The organism is Halobaculum sp. CBA1158 (genome assembly GCF_021431925.1).
In the GTDB taxonomy this organism is placed as follows: domain Archaea; phylum Halobacteriota; class Halobacteria; order Halobacteriales; family Haloferacaceae; genus Halobaculum.
In genome coordinates, this window is sequence record NZ_CP090371.1 from 1,766,680 (window position 1) to 1,782,172 (window position 15,493).

The 15,493-nt window shown below is 70.5% G+C and carries 14 protein-coding genes and 2 tRNA genes; 8 read left to right on the top strand and 8 right to left on the bottom strand.

The window, feature by feature from the left end; all coding sequences use genetic code 11:
• Nucleotides 1-16 precede the first annotated feature (16 nt).
• The gene (locus tag Hbl1158_RS09265; RefSeq protein ID WP_234296942.1) at nt 17-610 is read right to left on the bottom strand and encodes an AsnC family transcriptional regulator; all 594 of its coding nucleotides are present in this window, start codon (nt 608-610) and stop codon (nt 17-19) included.
• Between the two features lie 199 nt (nt 611-809).
• On the opposite strand from Hbl1158_RS09265, the gene Hbl1158_RS09270 reads away from it, so the two are divergent.
• The 3 genes from Hbl1158_RS09270 to Hbl1158_RS09280 all read left to right on the top strand — a co-directional run bounded on the left by Hbl1158_RS09270 (nt 810) and on the right by Hbl1158_RS09280 (nt 3,729).
• Nucleotides 810-977: an HVO_2901 family zinc finger protein gene (locus Hbl1158_RS09270; RefSeq protein ID WP_234296944.1), complete on the top strand. Its 168-nt coding sequence runs from the start codon at nt 810-812 to the stop codon at nt 975-977.
• Between the two features lie 80 nt (nt 978-1,057).
• Nucleotides 1,058-2,932, top strand: coding sequence for a Glu-tRNA(Gln) amidotransferase subunit GatE (gene gatE / locus Hbl1158_RS09275; protein WP_234296953.1), 1,875 nt, complete (start codon nt 1,058-1,060; stop codon nt 2,930-2,932).
• Nucleotides 2,933-3,132: 200 nt separating this feature from the next.
• Entirely contained in the window at nt 3,133-3,729 is a 597-nt protein-coding gene (locus tag Hbl1158_RS09280; RefSeq protein ID WP_234299508.1) for a uracil-DNA glycosylase family protein, read from the top strand.
• Between the two features lie 118 nt (nt 3,730-3,847).
• Here Hbl1158_RS09280 and Hbl1158_RS09285 read toward each other — a convergent pair whose 3' ends face one another.
• Nucleotides 3,848-4,066: a hypothetical protein gene (locus Hbl1158_RS09285; RefSeq protein WP_234296955.1), complete on the bottom strand. Its 219-nt coding sequence runs from the start codon at nt 4,064-4,066 to the stop codon at nt 3,848-3,850.
• Nucleotides 4,067-4,126: 60 nt separating this feature from the next.
• On the opposite strand from Hbl1158_RS09285, the gene Hbl1158_RS09290 reads away from it, so the two are divergent.
• Together Hbl1158_RS09290 and Hbl1158_RS09295 are read left to right on the top strand one after the other, a co-directional pair.
• Complete coding sequence (locus Hbl1158_RS09290; protein WP_234296957.1) at nt 4,127-4,873, top strand: hypothetical protein; 747 nt, start codon at nt 4,127-4,129, stop codon at nt 4,871-4,873.
• Between the two features lie 60 nt (nt 4,874-4,933).
• Nucleotides 4,934-5,015 (top strand) — tRNA-Ser (locus Hbl1158_RS09295).
• Between the two features lie 47 nt (nt 5,016-5,062).
• Here Hbl1158_RS09295 and Hbl1158_RS09300 read toward each other — a convergent pair.
• Nucleotides 5,063-5,497, bottom strand: a complete 435-nt coding sequence (locus Hbl1158_RS09300) for a DUF3054 domain-containing protein (RefSeq protein WP_234296959.1) — start codon at nt 5,495-5,497, stop codon at nt 5,063-5,065.
• Between the two features lie 24 nt (nt 5,498-5,521).
• Nucleotides 5,522-6,175, bottom strand: coding sequence for a methyltransferase domain-containing protein (locus Hbl1158_RS09305; RefSeq protein ID WP_234296961.1), 654 nt, complete (start codon nt 6,173-6,175; stop codon nt 5,522-5,524).
• A gap of 66 nt (nt 6,176-6,241) precedes the next feature.
• Between Hbl1158_RS09305 and Hbl1158_RS09310 the strand changes: the two genes are divergently transcribed.
• The 3 genes from Hbl1158_RS09310 to Hbl1158_RS09320 all read left to right on the top strand — a co-directional run bounded on the left by Hbl1158_RS09310 (nt 6,242) and on the right by Hbl1158_RS09320 (nt 8,141).
• Entirely contained in the window at nt 6,242-6,934 is a 693-nt protein-coding gene (locus Hbl1158_RS09310; RefSeq protein ID WP_234296963.1) for a GNAT family N-acetyltransferase, read from the top strand.
• 60 nt (nt 6,935-6,994) lie between these two features.
• A complete protein-coding gene (fen, locus tag Hbl1158_RS09315; RefSeq protein WP_234296974.1) occupies nt 6,995-7,972 on the top strand; it encodes a flap endonuclease-1 in 978 nt (325 codons plus the stop codon).
• A gap of 94 nt (nt 7,973-8,066) precedes the next feature.
• A tRNA-Glu gene (locus Hbl1158_RS09320) sits at nt 8,067-8,141 on the top strand.
• A gap of 201 nt (nt 8,142-8,342) precedes the next feature.
• On the opposite strand, the gene Hbl1158_RS09325 is transcribed toward Hbl1158_RS09320, so the two are convergent.
• The 4 genes from Hbl1158_RS09325 to Hbl1158_RS09340 form a co-directional block, all read right to left on the bottom strand.
• Complete coding sequence (locus Hbl1158_RS09325) at nt 8,343-9,773, bottom strand: DASH family cryptochrome (RefSeq protein WP_234296979.1); 1,431 nt, start codon at nt 9,771-9,773, stop codon at nt 8,343-8,345.
• Between the two features lie 94 nt (nt 9,774-9,867).
• The gene (locus tag Hbl1158_RS09330) at nt 9,868-11,859 is read right to left on the bottom strand and encodes a SpoVR family protein (RefSeq protein ID WP_234296980.1); all 1,992 of its coding nucleotides are present in this window, start codon (nt 11,857-11,859) and stop codon (nt 9,868-9,870) included.
• Between the two features lie 4 nt (nt 11,860-11,863).
• A complete protein-coding gene (locus tag Hbl1158_RS09335) occupies nt 11,864-13,201 on the bottom strand; it encodes a DUF444 family protein (RefSeq protein WP_234296981.1) in 1,338 nt (445 codons plus the stop codon).
• Nucleotides 13,192-15,492: a kinase anchor protein gene (locus Hbl1158_RS09340; RefSeq protein WP_234296982.1), complete on the bottom strand. Its 2,301-nt coding sequence runs from the start codon at nt 15,490-15,492 to the stop codon at nt 13,192-13,194. The genes Hbl1158_RS09335 and Hbl1158_RS09340 overlap by 10 nt, the downstream gene beginning before the upstream one ends.
• Nucleotide 15,493: the final 1 nt, after the last annotated feature.

Here is a 15,493-nt window from a genome sequence, read left to right on the forward strand (position 1 = left end):
CCTCTTTTCGGTCGTATCAGTCCGCGTCCTCCTCCAGCCGTTCGTATCGGTCCGTGTAGCGCGCCTCACAGGTGGGACAACAGAAGTGGTGAAGCGACCCGCCGACGCGAGTGGCGACGCCCTCGTCGGTGACGTTGTTGCCGCACTCGTCGCACGTCAGCGCGAAGTCGGTCGCGGCGACGCTGGGCGTCCAGTCGGCGTCGTGGACGAGTTCGACCGAGTAGTCGTCGATCGCGTCGACGCCGACCGCGGTCTCGACCCACTCGCGGACGCTGTCGTCGGCGACCCGGAGGAACGCTATCACGTCGCCGTCGGCGGTCACGAACACGTGTTCGACGGCGTCGCTCTCGCGGACCCGGTCGGCGACCGCGTCGACGCCGCCGGGCGGGACCGAGAGGCGGACCAACACGGGCGTCCCGTCACGCAGGGTCGACCGGTCGACGTCGATCGTGAACCGTCGGATGACGCCCGATTCGCGCAGTCGCGAGACGCGGTCGGAGACGGCCGGCGGCGACAGGTCGACCGCCTCGCCGATCTCGCTGTACGAACGGCGGCCGTCCTCGGCCAGCAGTCGGAGGATCCGCGCGTCGGTGTCGTCGAGGTCGCGCATCGGCGGCGATACGATCCCGATGGTCAAGAATCCGGGCGACTGTCTCCCCCGCGTGCGTCACCGGGATCGACGGGCTGCGGCGGTCCCGTCAGCTTCCATCCCCGCCACGTCCGGGAGTTCGAACCGGGACGCTCGCGATCGGCGACTCGAGCCGCGACGGACCGGTACGTTCAATTCCTCGCGAGGTGACGTGGGAGGTATGCAGCAGCTCTCAGCACGAGCCACCGGTCGGGATCTCCTCCGGTGTCGCCGATGCGGGTCGGAGTTTCCGGAGGGACGAGCGACCGAGGACGGGTGGCACTACACCTGTCCGGAAGACGGGTGCGACGCCGCCGGGATCGGCGAGGGGCTGAAGCGCCTCGAGTAGGGACGACCGCCGGATCACTCGCGGCGTCGTCGCGACCCGACTCACACCATTTTTCTCCCCGGCCGCCGCAGGTTCGCGCAATGACCGATCGCTCCTTCGATCCCGAGGATCTCGGCCTCGTGGCTGGACTCGAGATCCACCAGCAACTGGACACGGCGACGAAGCTCTTCTGCGACTCGCCGACGACGCTCCGCGACCCGGGAGAAGCCGAGCGCACCATAACTCGCTACCTCCACCCCACTAAGTCCGAGTTGGGCGAGATCGACGAGGCGGCCCTCGAGGAGTCGCAGGTGGACCGCACCTTCGAGTACCTCGCGTACGACTCGACCTGCCTCGTCGAGGAGGACGACGAACCGCCACACGAGATCGACGGGGAGGCGCTGGAGGTGGCGATGCAGATCGCCGACCTGCTCGACATGAGCGTCGTCGACCAGGCGCACGTCATGCGGAAGATCGTCATCGACGGGTCGAACACCTCCGGCTTCCAGCGCTCGACCCTGCTCGCGCGCGAGGGGGAGATCGAGACGAGCGAAGGTCCCGTCGGCGTCGAGGACCTCATGCTCGAGGAGGAGTCGGCAAAGCGCGTCGAGGAGACCGACGACGGCGTCCGCTACTCGCTGGACAGGCTGGGGATTCCGCTGGTCGAGATCGGCACGAAGCCCGACATCTCCACGCCCGAACAGGCCCGCGAGGCCGCACAGCGCATCGGAATGTTGCTGCGCTCGACGGGGACGGTCAAGCGCGGGCTGGGCACCATCCGCCAGGACGTGAACGTCTCCATCGCGGAGGGCGCGCGCGTCGAGATCAAGGGCGTGCAGGCGCTCGACCAGATCGACGAGATCGTCGAGACGGAGGTCCGTCGCCAGAAGGAACTGGTCGACATCGCGGCCGAACTCGACGACCGGAACGCCGCAGTCGGCGACCCGGTGGACGTGACCGACACCTTCGAGGGGACCGACTCGGGGGTCATCGCCGGCGCGCTCGATGCCGGCGGGGTCGTCCGCGCGGTTCGGCTGTCGGGCTTCGACGGGCTCGTCGGCCGCGAGATCGCCCCCGACCGCCGACTGGGAACCGAGCTGTCGGACCACGCGAAGCGCCACGGCGCGGGCGGCGTGTTCCACACCGACGAACTGCCCGCGTACGGCGTCACCGGGGACGAGGTCGAGGCGCTGCGGGAGGCCGTCGACGCCGACGCCGACGACGCGGTGGTGCTGGTCGCCGACGACCCCGAAACCGCGGACCTGGCCATCGACGCGGCGGCCGAGCGCGCCGAGACGGCGATCGAGGGCGTCCCCGAGGAGACGCGCGGCGCGAACGACGACGGGACGACCCGGTACATGCGCCCCCTGCCGGGCGCGGCGCGGCTCTACCCCGAGACGGACGTGCCGCCCGTGGAGCCGGACCCCAGCGACGTCGAGACGCCCGAACTCCTGACCGAGAAGGTCGAGCGGTATCAGTCGGAGTTCGGGCTCGGGGCCGGCCTCGCAGAGCAGGTCGCGTACGGCCGCCGGATGCCGCTGTTCGAGGCGGTCGTCGCCGACGGCGTCGACCCGACGTTCGCGGCGACGACGCTGGAGTCGACCGTGACGGAACTGCGTCGCCACGACGTGCCCGTCGAGGCGCTGACCGACGACCACCTGCGGGGGGTCCTCATGCTGGTCGAGGACGGCGACCTCGCGAAGGAGGGCGTCGGCGATGTGCTCACGGTGCTGGCGGAGGAGCCGTCGCTGTCGCCCGAGGCGGCCGTCGAGGAGGCGGGGCTCTCCGGCGTCGACGAAGAGGCGGTGCGCGAGGCGGTCGCCGAGGTCGTCGAGCGCAACGCAGAGCAGGTCGAGACCGAGGGGATGGGCGCGTTCTCCGGGCTGATGGGCGAGGCGATGGGCGCGCTCCGCGGGAAGGCCGACGGAGAGGTCGTCAGCGACGTGCTCCGCGAGGAGATCCAAAAGCGGGCGTAGGACAGTCTGATCTGCGGGGACGATCCGTCCCGTCCTGTCGCGTCCCGGTCCGGCGATCGACGGTCGCGGTGGTGGCGGCGGCACAGTCATCGTCGCGACGGAGTCACGGGACCCGAAGTCCCTCACCCACACCGTTAAGCGGCACAACCGACCACGTCCGAGTAGTGCCGCATCAGGAGGAGCTCTCGAACCCCTACGGGATGGACACCGACTGCCAGCACTGCCCCGCCCTGGTCGAGTGCCGCGAGCGCGTCGTCCACGGCTACGGCGACGCCGAGGCGGAAGTGCTCGTCCTCGGTGAGTCGCCGACGGCGGGCGCTGAGCGCACGGGCGTCCCCTTCACCGGCGACGAGCGAGGTCGGCGGATCCAGCGCGTGCTCGGCGAGTTGGGCCTGTCGCACTCGCCGCCCGACGCCGACGAGCCGGACCTCCAGAACGTGTACACGACCTACCTCACGCGGTGTCGCCACCCCGAACGGTCGCCGACCGACGAGGAAGTGCTGAACTGCGACGCCTTCCTCACCGCCGAGATCCGGATGATCAACCCCGAGCTCATCGTCCCCGTGGGACAGCGCGTGCTGGAGGCGCTGGCCATCGAGTACACCACCCGCGCGCCCGACTCCTTCGACGCCGACGCCGAGCACGCGACGACGGTCCGCGGCCGCGGGTTCGAACTCCTTCCGATGAGAGACCTCGAGGACCTCTCTGCCGGCGACGCCGATCGCTTCGTCGAACACGTCAGGGAGAACGTCTTCTCGCGCGACTACCGCCAGACGAAGGGGCGGCGGAGCCGCTAAGGAGACCGCTGAGACTGAGCCGTCGAGCGCGGCCGCCGGAGAGAGCCGCTCCAGGGCAACCACTCCGGCGAGGACGTGCCGGGAATCGTCTCACCAGTAGGATGCGCCGGGCACCTTCTCACCAGTAAGGCGTCTCCCTGCGTGCGAGCGCGGTCCCGCGACCCCACGCGACCGCGACCGCCGTGGCGACGACGAGCAGACCGAGGGTGGCGAACAGCCCGAGCGTCGGGACGCCGTCCGCGCCGGCACCAGTCGCAAGCAGGAACGAGCCCGCGGCGGCGACCGTGAGCACCGACAGCAGCGAGCCGATCCGAACCAGCGTGGCGAGGAACTCCATGGCCGTCTTCCGGCGCGGCGTTTGATAAACCCCTTTGCCCGGGGGGACCGTGGATCGGGTATGACCGTCGTCGCCGTCCTCGCGGACCCGCCCCGTCCCGGACTCGCCCTGCCCGACATCGCGGAGTCGACGCCGCTGTCGGCGACCGACACCGCCGACCTGTACGCGGCGACGCTGAAGGACACGCTTCGGGCCGTCGAGCGCTCCGGCGGCGACCTGCTCGTGAACTACCGCCCGGACGACCTCCTCTCCGACGAGCACGTGACCGACACGTCGAGCGAGGCGGAACTGCGCGCGCTCGCCGGCGAGGCGCTGGAGGACGTGACCGACGCGCGCTTCGAACAGCAGGTCGGCTCGACGCACTCGGCGCGGGCGGGGAACACAGCGACCCACCTGCTTCGCGAAGAGGGCGTCGACTCGGTCGCTGTGACCCGAGGGACCACCCCGCTGCTCACCCGCACGGTCATCGACTCGGCAGCGATGAAGCTCCGCGGCAACCAGACCGTCCTCGGCCCGTCGACGCGCGGGCGGACCTACTACGCAGGCTTCACGGCCCCGATCGACTACGAGGCCGCCTTCGAGGGACCGGAACTGGAGACGCTCGTCGACCGCGCGGGCGACGCGGGCCACCGCGTCGAGTTCCTCCCGACCCACGTCGGCGTCGAGACGGCGGCTGACCTGCGCGACCTCCTCCCGGTGCTGTGGAGTCGGATCGCCGCCGAGCGCGTCGTCCCCGAACGCACCGCCACGTTCGTCCACGAGCACGGCCTCCGCGTCCGCGACGGCGACGTGGTCGTCGACGACTGACCGGCGGCGGGCGAACGCGACCGGTAGGTCTTAGACGACGAGGTCGCAAGTGGGAGTCGCGGTGGGGTGGCAGAGTGGCCTATTGCGTCTGCCTTGAAAGCAGATGGCGCAAGCCTCCTGGGTTCGAATCCCAGCCCCACCGAACTTCTCGAAGAAGCGCGACGCGTGAGCGACCGCAGCGTCCTCCCCCTACAGGAACTGCCCGGCGACGTACCGCCACACCGCGAGCGACACCGACCCGACCACGAGCATCACGACCGCGAAGGTGACCGCGACGCCGCCGTCGACGAGGGGCGTCGCGCGGAGGATCAGTCCGACCGCGGCCGCGGGAATCCACGACCGGACGGCGAGCGGCACCGACGCCTTCGCCGACTCGGCCGCGCCCGCGGAGTACGCCCCCACGAGCGGCGCGGCGACGACCCACCCCAGCAGGAACGGCGCGGCGACCGCGAGCAGCGCGACCGCGTCCCCCGCACCGGCGAGCGGGAAGGGAACGGTTCCGTGCTGGATCGTGCCGGCGTAGATGAACGCCACGATGACGAGTAGGTCGCCGACCGCGAGCGGGAGCGCGGCCCTGTCGACCCGGTTCGCGAGGAACGAGTTCGAACCCGAATCCGTAGCCATGTCCGGACGTTCGTCGCCCCCGGCTTAACGGCCGCGTTCCGCGTCGGCGTCGCCGGCGACCTCGTCGGTCGCGTCGGTCGCGTCGGGTGCGTCGGTCGGCTTCACCCCGACGACCGTGTACCCGAACCCCGGATCGACGACGTGGCTCCGAAGCCCCGCGTCGTCGAGCGTCGCCGTCACCGACTCCGGCGAGAGAAACCGCGAGTTCATCCCCGCGATCGACTCCGTCCGGGCCAGCGCCCGGCCACGGCGCGTCCCGGGGTCGAACTCACGGACGACCACGACGCCGCCGGGAGCGAGCGCGCGGGCGGCTTCCCCGAGCGCGGCCTCCGGGTCGGGGAAGTGATGGAGCGCGTCGGCGACGACGACCGCGTCGACGCCGCCGTCGGAGACCGGCAGTCGGGCCGCGTCGCCGCGGACGACCGGGAAGCCGTCGGCGGCCGCCCGCCGGAGCATACCACGCGAGTAGTCGACGACGGTCGCCTCGACGCCGACCCGACCGAGCGCCCGGGCGACCCGGCCCGTGCCGCCGCCCAGGTCGACGACGCGTTCGACCGGCCGGTGCGCGAACGCCAGCCCGGCGCGCAGATCCGCCGGGCTCGCGGGGGGCATGACCGCGTCGTACAGCGGGGCGATCCGGTCGAAGAAGCCCACGTCGCCGTGCCCGAGTCCGAACATGGACGGGACGACGGGACGCGGCGGGTTAGCCGTGGCGCTGAAGCCCCGTCGCCGCGAACGTCGACCGTGGAGTTCCGCCTGCTCGGGTGGCCCGCGGACGACGTGCTCGTCCGCCTCGACCACCGCGCGTACGCCTACGCCGGCAAGTTCGCCATGTCGAGCACGGGGAAGGCCGTCGCGCTCGAGGAGGCCGGCGACGACGATTCGAGACGCGACCCGGACCACGCGAACCACGCGGGCGACGCGGACCGCGCCGGCGAGACGGACCGCGAGCGCGTCGCCGTCGACGACGCGGAGACGTTCGCGATCCCCGACGATCCCAAGCAGGAGTACGTCGCGCCCGCGGGGATCGTCGCGTTCAGCGAGGACCGGACCGACCCCGAGACGCTGTGGCTGCGGTACGTGAGCGTCCGCCGCGAGCGTCGCGGCGAGGGGATCGGCCCGCGCCTTTGCTCGTTCGTCGTCGACCGCGCGGCCGAGCGCGGCTACGACCGGGTCCGCATCGCCGTCAACAACGCATACAGCTTCGAGGCGCTCTACAAGGTCGGGTTCGCGTGGACCGGTCGCGAGACGGGGATCGCCGAGTTGGTGCTCGAGCGGCCGGCGGCCGAGCCCGCCGCCGTCGACCCGGACGCCTACCGCGCAGGCCTCGCGACTATCGCAGCCCGCGACGACGTGGGCGAGGACGAGCGCGCGTTCGTCGAACGGAAGCGCGAGCGTGGGCCGCCGGCGGTCGAAGACGGGTCGCGATCGGAGTGACTCCCCCCGCACCCGTCCGGACTCGGGAGCTTCAAACCCCGCCGACCCCATGGTCCGATAATGGGAAACGCGGATCTCCGTGACATCGCGCACATCGAGGACGTCGCCTTCGGGGAGGTCTCCGGCGTCGTCGCGGTCGACGCGCACAACTGGCTGTACCGCTACCTCACGACGACGGTGAAGTTCACGAGCGACCGCCGCTACACCACGGAGGCCGGCGAAGAGGTCGCCAACCTCATCGGCATCGTGCAGGGGCTGCCGAAGTTCCTCGAGAACGACCTCACGCCCGTCTTCGTCTTCGACGGCGGCGTCACCGACATGAAAGACGACGAGGTGGCCAAGCGGCGCGAGGCCCGGGAGCGGGCCGAGGAGCGCCGACAGGAGGCCCAAGAGCGCGGCGACTCCGTCGAGGCCGCACGGCTGGAGGCGCGCACCCAGCGTCTCACCGACACCATCCACGAGACCTCCCGCGAACTGCTCCGCCTGCTCGACGTGCCCGTCGTCGAGGCTCCGGCGGAGGGCGAAGCGCAGTGTGCACACATGAACCGCGTCGGCGACGCCGACTACTCGGGCAGCGAGGACTACGACACGCTGCTGTTCGGCGGGCCGCGAACGCTCCGACAGCTCACCTCCAAGGGCGACCCGGAGCTGATGGACCTGGAGGCGACCCTCGCGGACCACGACATCACCCGCGAGCAGCTCGTCGACGCCGCGATGCTGTGCGGGACGGACTTCAACGAGGGCGTCCGCGGCATCGGGCCGAAGACCGCCCTCGCTGCGGTGAAGGAGCACGGCGACCTGTTCGCGGTGCTGGAGGCCCGCGACGCGGAGATCCCGAACGCCGAGCGCGTCCGGGAGTTCTTCCACTCGCCGCCGGTCACCGACGACTACGACCTCGACACGTCGATCACCCCCGACGTCGACGCCGCCCGCGCGTACGTCGTCGAGGAGTGGGAGGTCGACCCTCAGGAGGTCGAGCGCGGCCTCGAACGCATCGACGAGGCGCTGACGCAGACCGGGCTCGACGACTGGGCGTAGGCGGCGCGGACGCGGTCGGTCAGGCACCGACGATGCCCGCGCCCCCGGTCGGATCCGATGGGATTAACACGCCCCGACCGGAACCTACGACCGCGCTCGGTTGGTGTAGTCCGGCCAATCATGTTGGCCTTTCGAGCCGACGACCAGGGTTCAAATCCCTGACCGAGCACTACAGCGAGCGTCGGGGACGCGAGCATGGTTCTTGGAACGGCGTGGGAGACACGAGCAGGGAGCTGAATCCATCCGCGACCGCGTCGCTACCGCTCGGCGACCGTCGAGTGGCCCGAGGGCGTGTACGCGGCCTACCGCGAGGACGCCGAGCCCGTCGACCCAGAGCGCCTCGGTGACCCGTAGTCGGGTATCGCGGGCGCTACACCTCGATCATCGGCTCGGGATAGTCGATCCCCAACTCGACGCCGTACTCCACCCGTTCGGCGTCGCTCAGCGTCCACGGCTCGTGGACCGCCGACGGCGGCACGTCGGACAGCTCCGGCACCCAGCGCGTCACGTACTCGCCGTCGGCGTCGTACCGCCTCGCCTGGCTCACCACGTCGAACGAGCGGTCGCGACTGTCGTTGCCGACGCCGGCGATGTACGCCCAGTTGCCGTAGTTCGACGCCGGGTCGTGATCGACCAGCCGCGTCTCGAAGTACGCCGCCCCCCTGCGCCAGTCGATCCGGAGGTCGTTCGCGAGGAACGAGGCCGCGTTCTGACGGGCGCGGTTGCTCTGATACCCCGTCGCGTTCAGCTCCCGCATCGCGGCGTCGACGAACGGGATCCCCGTCTCGCCGTCGGCCCACCGCCGGAACGCCGCGTCGTCGTCGCGCCAGTCGATGTCGTCGCGGTCGCGGATGCCGCCCGACCGGAAGAAGTCGCTGCCGTGTTTGGCGAACTGGAACTGGAAGAAGTCCCGCCAGATCAGCTCGAACAGCAGCCAGTACGTCGAGTCGTTGGCGACGCGCTCGCGCTCGTAGCGCCGGACCGCCCGTTCGACATGCCGCGGCGAGAGGCAGCCCTCGTTGAGCCACGCCGACAGCTTCGAGGAGAACCCCTGCCCGACGAGGCCGTTTCGCGTCTCCTTGTACTCGCGGAGCCGGTCCTCTTCGAAGAGGTATCGGTCGACCCGCGTCAGCGCCGCGGACTCGCCGCCCTCGAACGCCAGGGCCGCCCTGTCGTCGTACGCGGCCTCGTCCAGGCCGAGGTCGCCGTTGGAGGGGATCGACCCCGCCCCCACGGCGTCGACGGGCGCGACCGGGAGCTCCGGCTCTGGGAGCGGATCTCGAACCGTCGACCGGTTCTCGACGGACTTCCGGAAGCTCGTGTACGTGTCCGAGATGTCGGTGTACGCCGTCGGCAGGTCGTTCAGGTGATACAGCGTGTGCGTCCACTGGCGCGAGGGCGTCACGTCCTGCCCGCGCAGACGCCGGCGAACCGCGTTCTCGACGCCCATCTCCTCGGGTGTCGGAAGCGTCTGGAAGTGGACCGCGTCGGCGTCGACCGCCGTCGCGACCGCCGGGATCACTTTCTCCGGTCGATCGTGGCGAACGACCAGACCCGACCCCCGCTCGCGAAGCCGTTCGCGCAGGTCCGCGACCGACTCGCGTCTGAATCGCGTCCGGTACCGCCCCGTCTTCTCGAAGCGGAAGGAGTCGGGACCGCCGAACTCTCGCTCGCCGTACTCGCGGGGGTCGAACGCGTACACCGGCAGTAGCTCGTCGGCGTCGGCCGCCTCGAACAGCGCTTCGTTGTCGTGGACGCGGAGGTCGCGTCGGAACCAGACGACGGCGGTGTCGGCTGCCATCGGATCGATTACGGGCGCGAGCGACTTGAAGGCGTCCGCCGCGGTCAGCGATGGCGGACGAAGCGGCGACTACGGCGGGCCGAGCGGCGGCGACTCACGCCAGCCACTCCTCGGGCGTGGTGTCGTAGTCCACGTCGGCGGCGGCGATCTGCTCTGCGATCTCGGGCTCCAGGGCGTGGCGCTCGATCTCGTCGCCGTCGTAGCGCAGTCGGATCGGGACCTCCTCGCCGGTCGGCTCGCGGCCGCGACGGCGGGCGACCTCCAGTTCGTGGTCGTCGTACTCGGTGACGATCGTCGCGAGGTTCACCGGCCGACCCCACAGCTCGAAGACGCGTTCGAGCGTCCGTTTCGCCTGTCCGATGTCGAGCGCGACGCCGTTGTACCGGTGGCCGAGGAGGAGCTCTCCGCGGTTGTCGTAGTTGCCGTCGTACACGGCGATCGTCGGCTTCCCGAAGTTCGTGAACTGCAGCAGGAGCTTCCGTTTCACGTCCTCCGGGTCGGTGGATGCGACCCGGTACCCCTCCGCCCCGCGGGAGTACTCGTAGGTGAAGTAGTTGCCCTCGGCGACGAACTCCTCGGTGAGGAACTCGTCGATGAACGTCACGTCGTTGTGGCTCTCGCGCACCTCGCGCATGCGCTCCCAGCCCGCGCCGTAGTCTACGTCCCCCAGCGCGGTCTCGACGTCCGGGTACGCTTCGTCGTCGAACATGTACCGCGCGACGCGCTCCAGTTCCGAGCGGCCGATCCGCTCGAGGAAGCCCCGGTTCGCCGGCTTGGCCAGCGAGAAGTGCCGCTCGCACAGCCCCTCGTAGGTGAGCACGGCCCACGGGTACGCGTCGGCGTCGAGGTCGCCCTCGCGGGCCCGGGCCAGCGCGTCGGCGTCGACGCGGGGGTCGTCGGGATCGAGGGCGTCCAGCGTGTCGGCCGTGACGCCCGCGATCGCCGGATCGGGCTCCAGCAGGTCCGCGATCTCCTCGAAGTCGAGCACGTCGTGGAAGTTGCGCCAGGTGACGCCCTCGACCCGGAGCAGCTTGTCGACGACCTCCCGGCGGTTCGCCCGGTTCTCGACGTACCGCCAGATCTCGAAGCCGAGCTTGTAGGGATTCAGCCCCGGCGACCCGAGCACGCGGGCCATGTGGTCGGCGTAGGTGACGAACTCGTCGTCGCCGGCGAAGCGCTCGTCGCCCATCATCAGCGACTCCCAGTACGTGGCCCACCCCTCGTTGAGCACCTTCGTGAGCCGCTGTGGCGCGAAGTAGTACGCCTCCCGGCGAAGGATCTCGATCACCTCGTCCATCCACGGCTCGCGGTCGACGGCTTTCTCCGCCTCGTCGTCGTATCGCCTGCCGTGCTCGCGGAGGTACGCGAGCACGTCCGGGCGCGGCTCCGAGAGGTGGTCCTCGCCGCGCTGGGCGTCGACCCAGTCGGCGTCGAACACCTGATCGCGCACCTCCGGGGAGAGGCCGAGGCGGTCGAGGCGCTCCTCGATGTCGACGAGGTCCTCCTCCGACTCCGAGTCCTCGCCGCGCTCGGCCGCCAGCGCGCGGTGCTGGTCGATCGTGTCCTCGATACAGAGCACGGCGTCGATGAGGCGCTCGACGTCCTCGCGGTCGATCTCGGGGTCGTTCACGTGCCCCGCGATCGCCTCGGCGTGGCGCTCCAGCATCGCCGCGGCGTCGGGGTCCTCCCGCTCGCCGGCGAAGCGGCCGAACCACTCGTTGTTGCGGAAGAAGTCCGCGTGCGCCTCGACGTGGGTGATCACGGCCTTCTGGTCGGCCAGCGTGTTCGACTCCTGGAGGAACGCGTGACAGGGGTTGTCGTTGTTGACGATCTCGAACGCCTTCCCCATGCCGAAGGTGTCCTGCTTGCGCTGGCGGTCGTACTTCATTCCCCACCGCCAGTGCGGGTACCGCGTCTGGAACCCGTCGTAGGCGATGAGCTCGTTCATCTCGTCGTGGGTCACGACCCAGTAGTTCACCGGATACGGACGGAGGCCCAGCTTTCGGGCGAGTTCCCTCGCCTTCTCGGCCGGCTCCTCCAGCCCGGCGGCGACGCGGCGGGTCGCGACTCTGTCGTCGTGGATCATGGAATCAGTCCTCCGTCCCCTCCGTCGAGAGGATCGTTCGGATCGCCTCGGGCACGTCCTCGGGACCGGAGACGCGCGCGACCACGACGTTGTCGCGGTCGGCGAGCTCCGTCTCGACCTCCTCGGCGTGCGTCGCGTTGATCGTGTTGCCGCCGGGCTGCGTCTCCACGTACGCGTGGAGGTTCGCCGGAAGGTCGCGCATCAGCGGCACGACGTTCTCGACGGTGTCGTTGCTGGAGTTCTCGGAGTCGCCGGCGGCGAACACGTAGCGGTTCCACTCGCTCCAGGGATACTCCTCGAGGATCTCCGCGGCGAGCTCGTAGGCGCTGGAGATGCGGGTCCCGCCCCCCGAGCGGATGCCGAAGAACTCCCCGCGCTCGACCTCCCAGGCGTCGGCGTCGTGGGCGACGTAGCGGAACTCCGCCTCGTCGTACTTCCCCGTGAGATACCAGTCCAGCGGCGTGAAGGTGCGCTCGACGAGCTCGCGTTTCGTCTGGCGCATCGACCCAGACACGTCCCGGATGTTGACGACGACGACGTTCTTCTGCTTCTTCTCGATCACCTCGGGCTGGCGGTAGCGCTCGTCCTCGCGGCGGAACGGCACCTCCCGCAGTCCGTCGCGGCGGATCCGCGCGGCGATCGGGTCGCGCTCGACGCGCGCCGCGAAGTCGTCGAAGTCGTCGTACTCGTCGAGGCTTGTCCCCTCGTCCTCCAGGTCGGCGAACGCCTCGCGGATCCACGCCAGCGAGACGAGCACGTTCTCCGCGCGACAGAACTCGAACACGTCGCGGGCGTCCGCGCCGGCGACCCGACACGCCTCCCGGACGTACGACTTGTCGAAGTCGGTGGCGAGCTTGCGCTTGAGGCCGCGCTTGAACAGCTGCTCGAAGTCGAGCGTGGAGTTGGGGCCGGCTCGCGTCAGCTCCGTGAAGTCGCCCTCGACCTCCTCGACGACGCGCTTGCCTTTCGGCTCCAGGTTCAGTCCGAGTTCCTCGTCGAGTTCGCGGGCGAACTCCTCGGGGTCCATCTCGTAGTAGCCGTGCTCGCCGCCCTCCTCGCCGGGCTCGCCGTCTTCTCCCTCCTCGTCGCCGTCGGCGTCGCCGGGGTCTCCGGGCACGTCGACGGGCTGGCCGGGCTGTGGCGTGCCGCCGTCGCCCTGGCCGACGCCGCCCGTCTCGCGGCGGTCGTACTCGAAGGAGGGGAGGTCGACCAGCTTCACCGGGATCCGGACGGTGTCGTCCGACGACCCCGAGAGGTCGCCCTCGCGGATGAACTCCGACAGGTCCGGCCGGCGCTGGTCGCCGATCTCGCGGAACCGCTCCAGGTCCTCTCTCAGTCCCATCGGCCCGTCACCTCGCGCATCACGTGTCTGCTGGCCAGTTCGGCCGACGCCTCGCTGTACCCCTGTTCTTTCGTCATGTGTTCGATCGTGCGTGCCTTCACGCGCGCCGTCTCCGTGTCCGCCGGCGGGTCGTCCCACTGGGCGGGGTCGAGGTCCTCGTGGATGCGTCGGACGTCCTCCCAGGAGTGAGCCGCCAGCACGGCGCGGATGACGGGCACCGCCGAGAGGTCGACGTCGGCGATCGCGAACTCGTCGTCCCGGTGCTCCCAGGCGTAGCGGTTCAGCGCCGTGATCACGGTCTCGCCGCGGAACTCCTCGACCGCCTCGCTCGGCTCGTTGCCGGCGTAGTCGTCCTCGTCGAACCGGCCCAGGTGCTCGGTCTCGAACACCTTCATCAGCAGGGGGTCGGGGTCGACCGAGCCCCGGTCGGTGTCGACCTGCTCGTCGGCCTCGGCGGCGAACACGTGCTCGACGTACTCGGCGACGGTCTCCTCGGGGACTCCCTTGTCCGCGAGCACGGCGTCGAGCACGTCCGCCTCCTGTAGCTCGAAGGCGTGCTCCTTCACGGTCGCCAGCCGGCTCTCGTACTCGGCGATTTCCGCGCGAGAGAACACCGGCGCGTCCGACAGCCCGTCCGCCATCGCGTTGAGCACGTCCTCGGGCGTGATCACGTCCTCGACGGGGAGATCGGGGTGGACGCGGTCGGACTCCTCGTGGAGGAGGTCGGCGATCGTGTCTCGGGTGTAGGTGACGGGGATCCCGTGGGCCCCGTCCTCGCCGTCGAAGTCGAACTCCTCGGCGTCGACGCGCTCGTCGCCCTCGCGGATCGACCCGCGGTCGAACAGCAGCGCCTTGTCGACGAGCCCGATCCCGCTGGGGAGGTCCTCGGCGTCGAGTCGACTGACGACGGCGTACGTCGCCGCCGCCTCCAGGGCGTGGGGGGCGAGCTCGCGCTCGCGCTCGCGACCCCGCCCGTCGCGCAGCCGCACCGACAGCGGCGCGGCCACGCGCTCCGCGAGGGCGTCACGGACGGCCTCCGGGTCGTCGGCGTCGACCGCGTCGGCATCGACCGACTCCGCCCAGACGCTCGTCTCGTCGGTCAGCTCCCGGTGGATCAGCTCCGTCTCGAGCGAGACGCTCGTGAGGTATCGGAACTCGTGGCGGTCGAGCCGGCGCTTGAGCGCCTTCAGCGGGTCGCGGTCGTTGCGGTCGGCGTACTGCTCCAGTTCGGCGTCGAGGTCGGGGTTCGAGATGACGACGAGCTGGGTGTCGAGGTCCATCCCGATCCCCTTGTCCAGCTTCACCCGCTTCTCGTCGGGGACGTTCAGCAGCTTGCGGAGCAGGTCGGCGTGCTGGCTGGCGTCCTCGACGACGGTGAGCAGGCCGTTCCCCTGCGAGAGCACGCCGTCGTAGCTGAACGCTCGGGGGTCCTTTCGTCCCCGGCTGTCCAGCTCTCGGAGTATTCCGGGCATCCACGAGCCGACGAGTCGCTCCTTGGGACTGCCGTCGTCCTCGGCGTGGAGCACGCCGATCCCCGAGCCCACGTCGACGACGTAGTTCTTCACCCGAAGGTGGCGCTCGTCGGTGACCGCCGAGAACAGGTCGCGTCGACCGGCGCGGCGGTAGCGGTCCTCCAGGCGGTCGAACGCCTCACGGCTGAACGGGTCCAGTTCGGTGTCCGCGCGGATCGGGACGCCGCCGTCGCGGACGCGGTTCAGTTCGGCCACGAGGTCGGCGCGCACCTCGTCGGGGAACACCGACAGCGGGTTCGCCCGCACCGGCGACTCGTACCAGTCGTCCTCGGCGTCGTCGCCGGCGGCGTAGCTCAGCCCCCGGTCGTCGCCGGTGGCGGCGATGTTCCACTCGATCGTGTAGCGGCGGCCCGCCTCCGTCTTCGAGTAGGCGCGCAGGCCGTTGATCAGACACCGCTTCAGCTCGGACTTCCCGGTCGCCGTGGGGCCGTCGAACCAGTGGATCTTCTCGTCTTTCCCGCGGCCGGCGGCGACCGTGCGGAGGTCGTCGACGAAGGCGTTCAGGACGGCTGTGTTGCCGAGGACGGCGTGTTCGCCGTCGTTGTGCGGGTCGTCGAAAAAGCGGTAGCGCTCGCGCTCGACGCCCTCCTCGACCACGGTCCGAGTGCCCATCGACTCGACGGCCGACAGGAGGTACCGTGCGGCGTGGCTCGCGACGGCGGGGCGCTCGAGGGCCAGGTCGACGAACGCCGACAGCGAGCGCGGCGGCTCGTAGGCCCCCTCCAGCGCGTCGTCGGCGCGCGCGAGGTAGTCGGTCATC

Coding starts and splice junctions, on each gene's coding strand:
- Hbl1158_RS09265 (WP_234296942.1), bottom strand. CDS start 610: ATGCGCGACCTCGACGACACCGACGCGCGGATCCTCCGACTGCTGGCC.
- fen (WP_234296974.1), top strand. CDS start 6,995: ATGGGAAACGCGGATCTCCGTGACATCGCGCACATCGAGGACGTCGCC.
- Hbl1158_RS09340 (WP_234296982.1), bottom strand. CDS start 15,492: ATGACCGACTACCTCGCGCGCGCCGACGACGCGCTGGAGGGGGCCTAC.
- Hbl1158_RS09290 (WP_234296957.1), top strand. CDS start 4,127: ATGACCGTCGTCGCCGTCCTCGCGGACCCGCCCCGTCCCGGACTCGCC.
- Hbl1158_RS09280 (WP_234299508.1), top strand. CDS start 3,133: ATGGACACCGACTGCCAGCACTGCCCCGCCCTGGTCGAGTGCCGCGAG.
- Hbl1158_RS09325 (WP_234296979.1), bottom strand. CDS start 9,773: ATGGCAGCCGACACCGCCGTCGTCTGGTTCCGACGCGACCTCCGCGTC.
- Hbl1158_RS09285 (WP_234296955.1), bottom strand. CDS start 4,066: ATGGAGTTCCTCGCCACGCTGGTTCGGATCGGCTCGCTGCTGTCGGTG.
- gatE (WP_234296953.1), top strand. CDS start 1,058: ATGACCGATCGCTCCTTCGATCCCGAGGATCTCGGCCTCGTGGCTGGA.
- Hbl1158_RS09330 (WP_234296980.1), bottom strand. CDS start 11,859: ATGATCCACGACGACAGAGTCGCGACCCGCCGCGTCGCCGCCGGGCTG.
- Hbl1158_RS09300 (WP_234296959.1), bottom strand. CDS start 5,497: ATGGCTACGGATTCGGGTTCGAACTCGTTCCTCGCGAACCGGGTCGAC.
- Hbl1158_RS09270 (WP_234296944.1), top strand. CDS start 810: ATGCAGCAGCTCTCAGCACGAGCCACCGGTCGGGATCTCCTCCGGTGT.
- Hbl1158_RS09305 (WP_234296961.1), bottom strand. CDS start 6,175: ATGTTCGGACTCGGGCACGGCGACGTGGGCTTCTTCGACCGGATCGCC.
- Hbl1158_RS09335 (WP_234296981.1), bottom strand. CDS start 13,201: ATGGGACTGAGAGAGGACCTGGAGCGGTTCCGCGAGATCGGCGACCAG.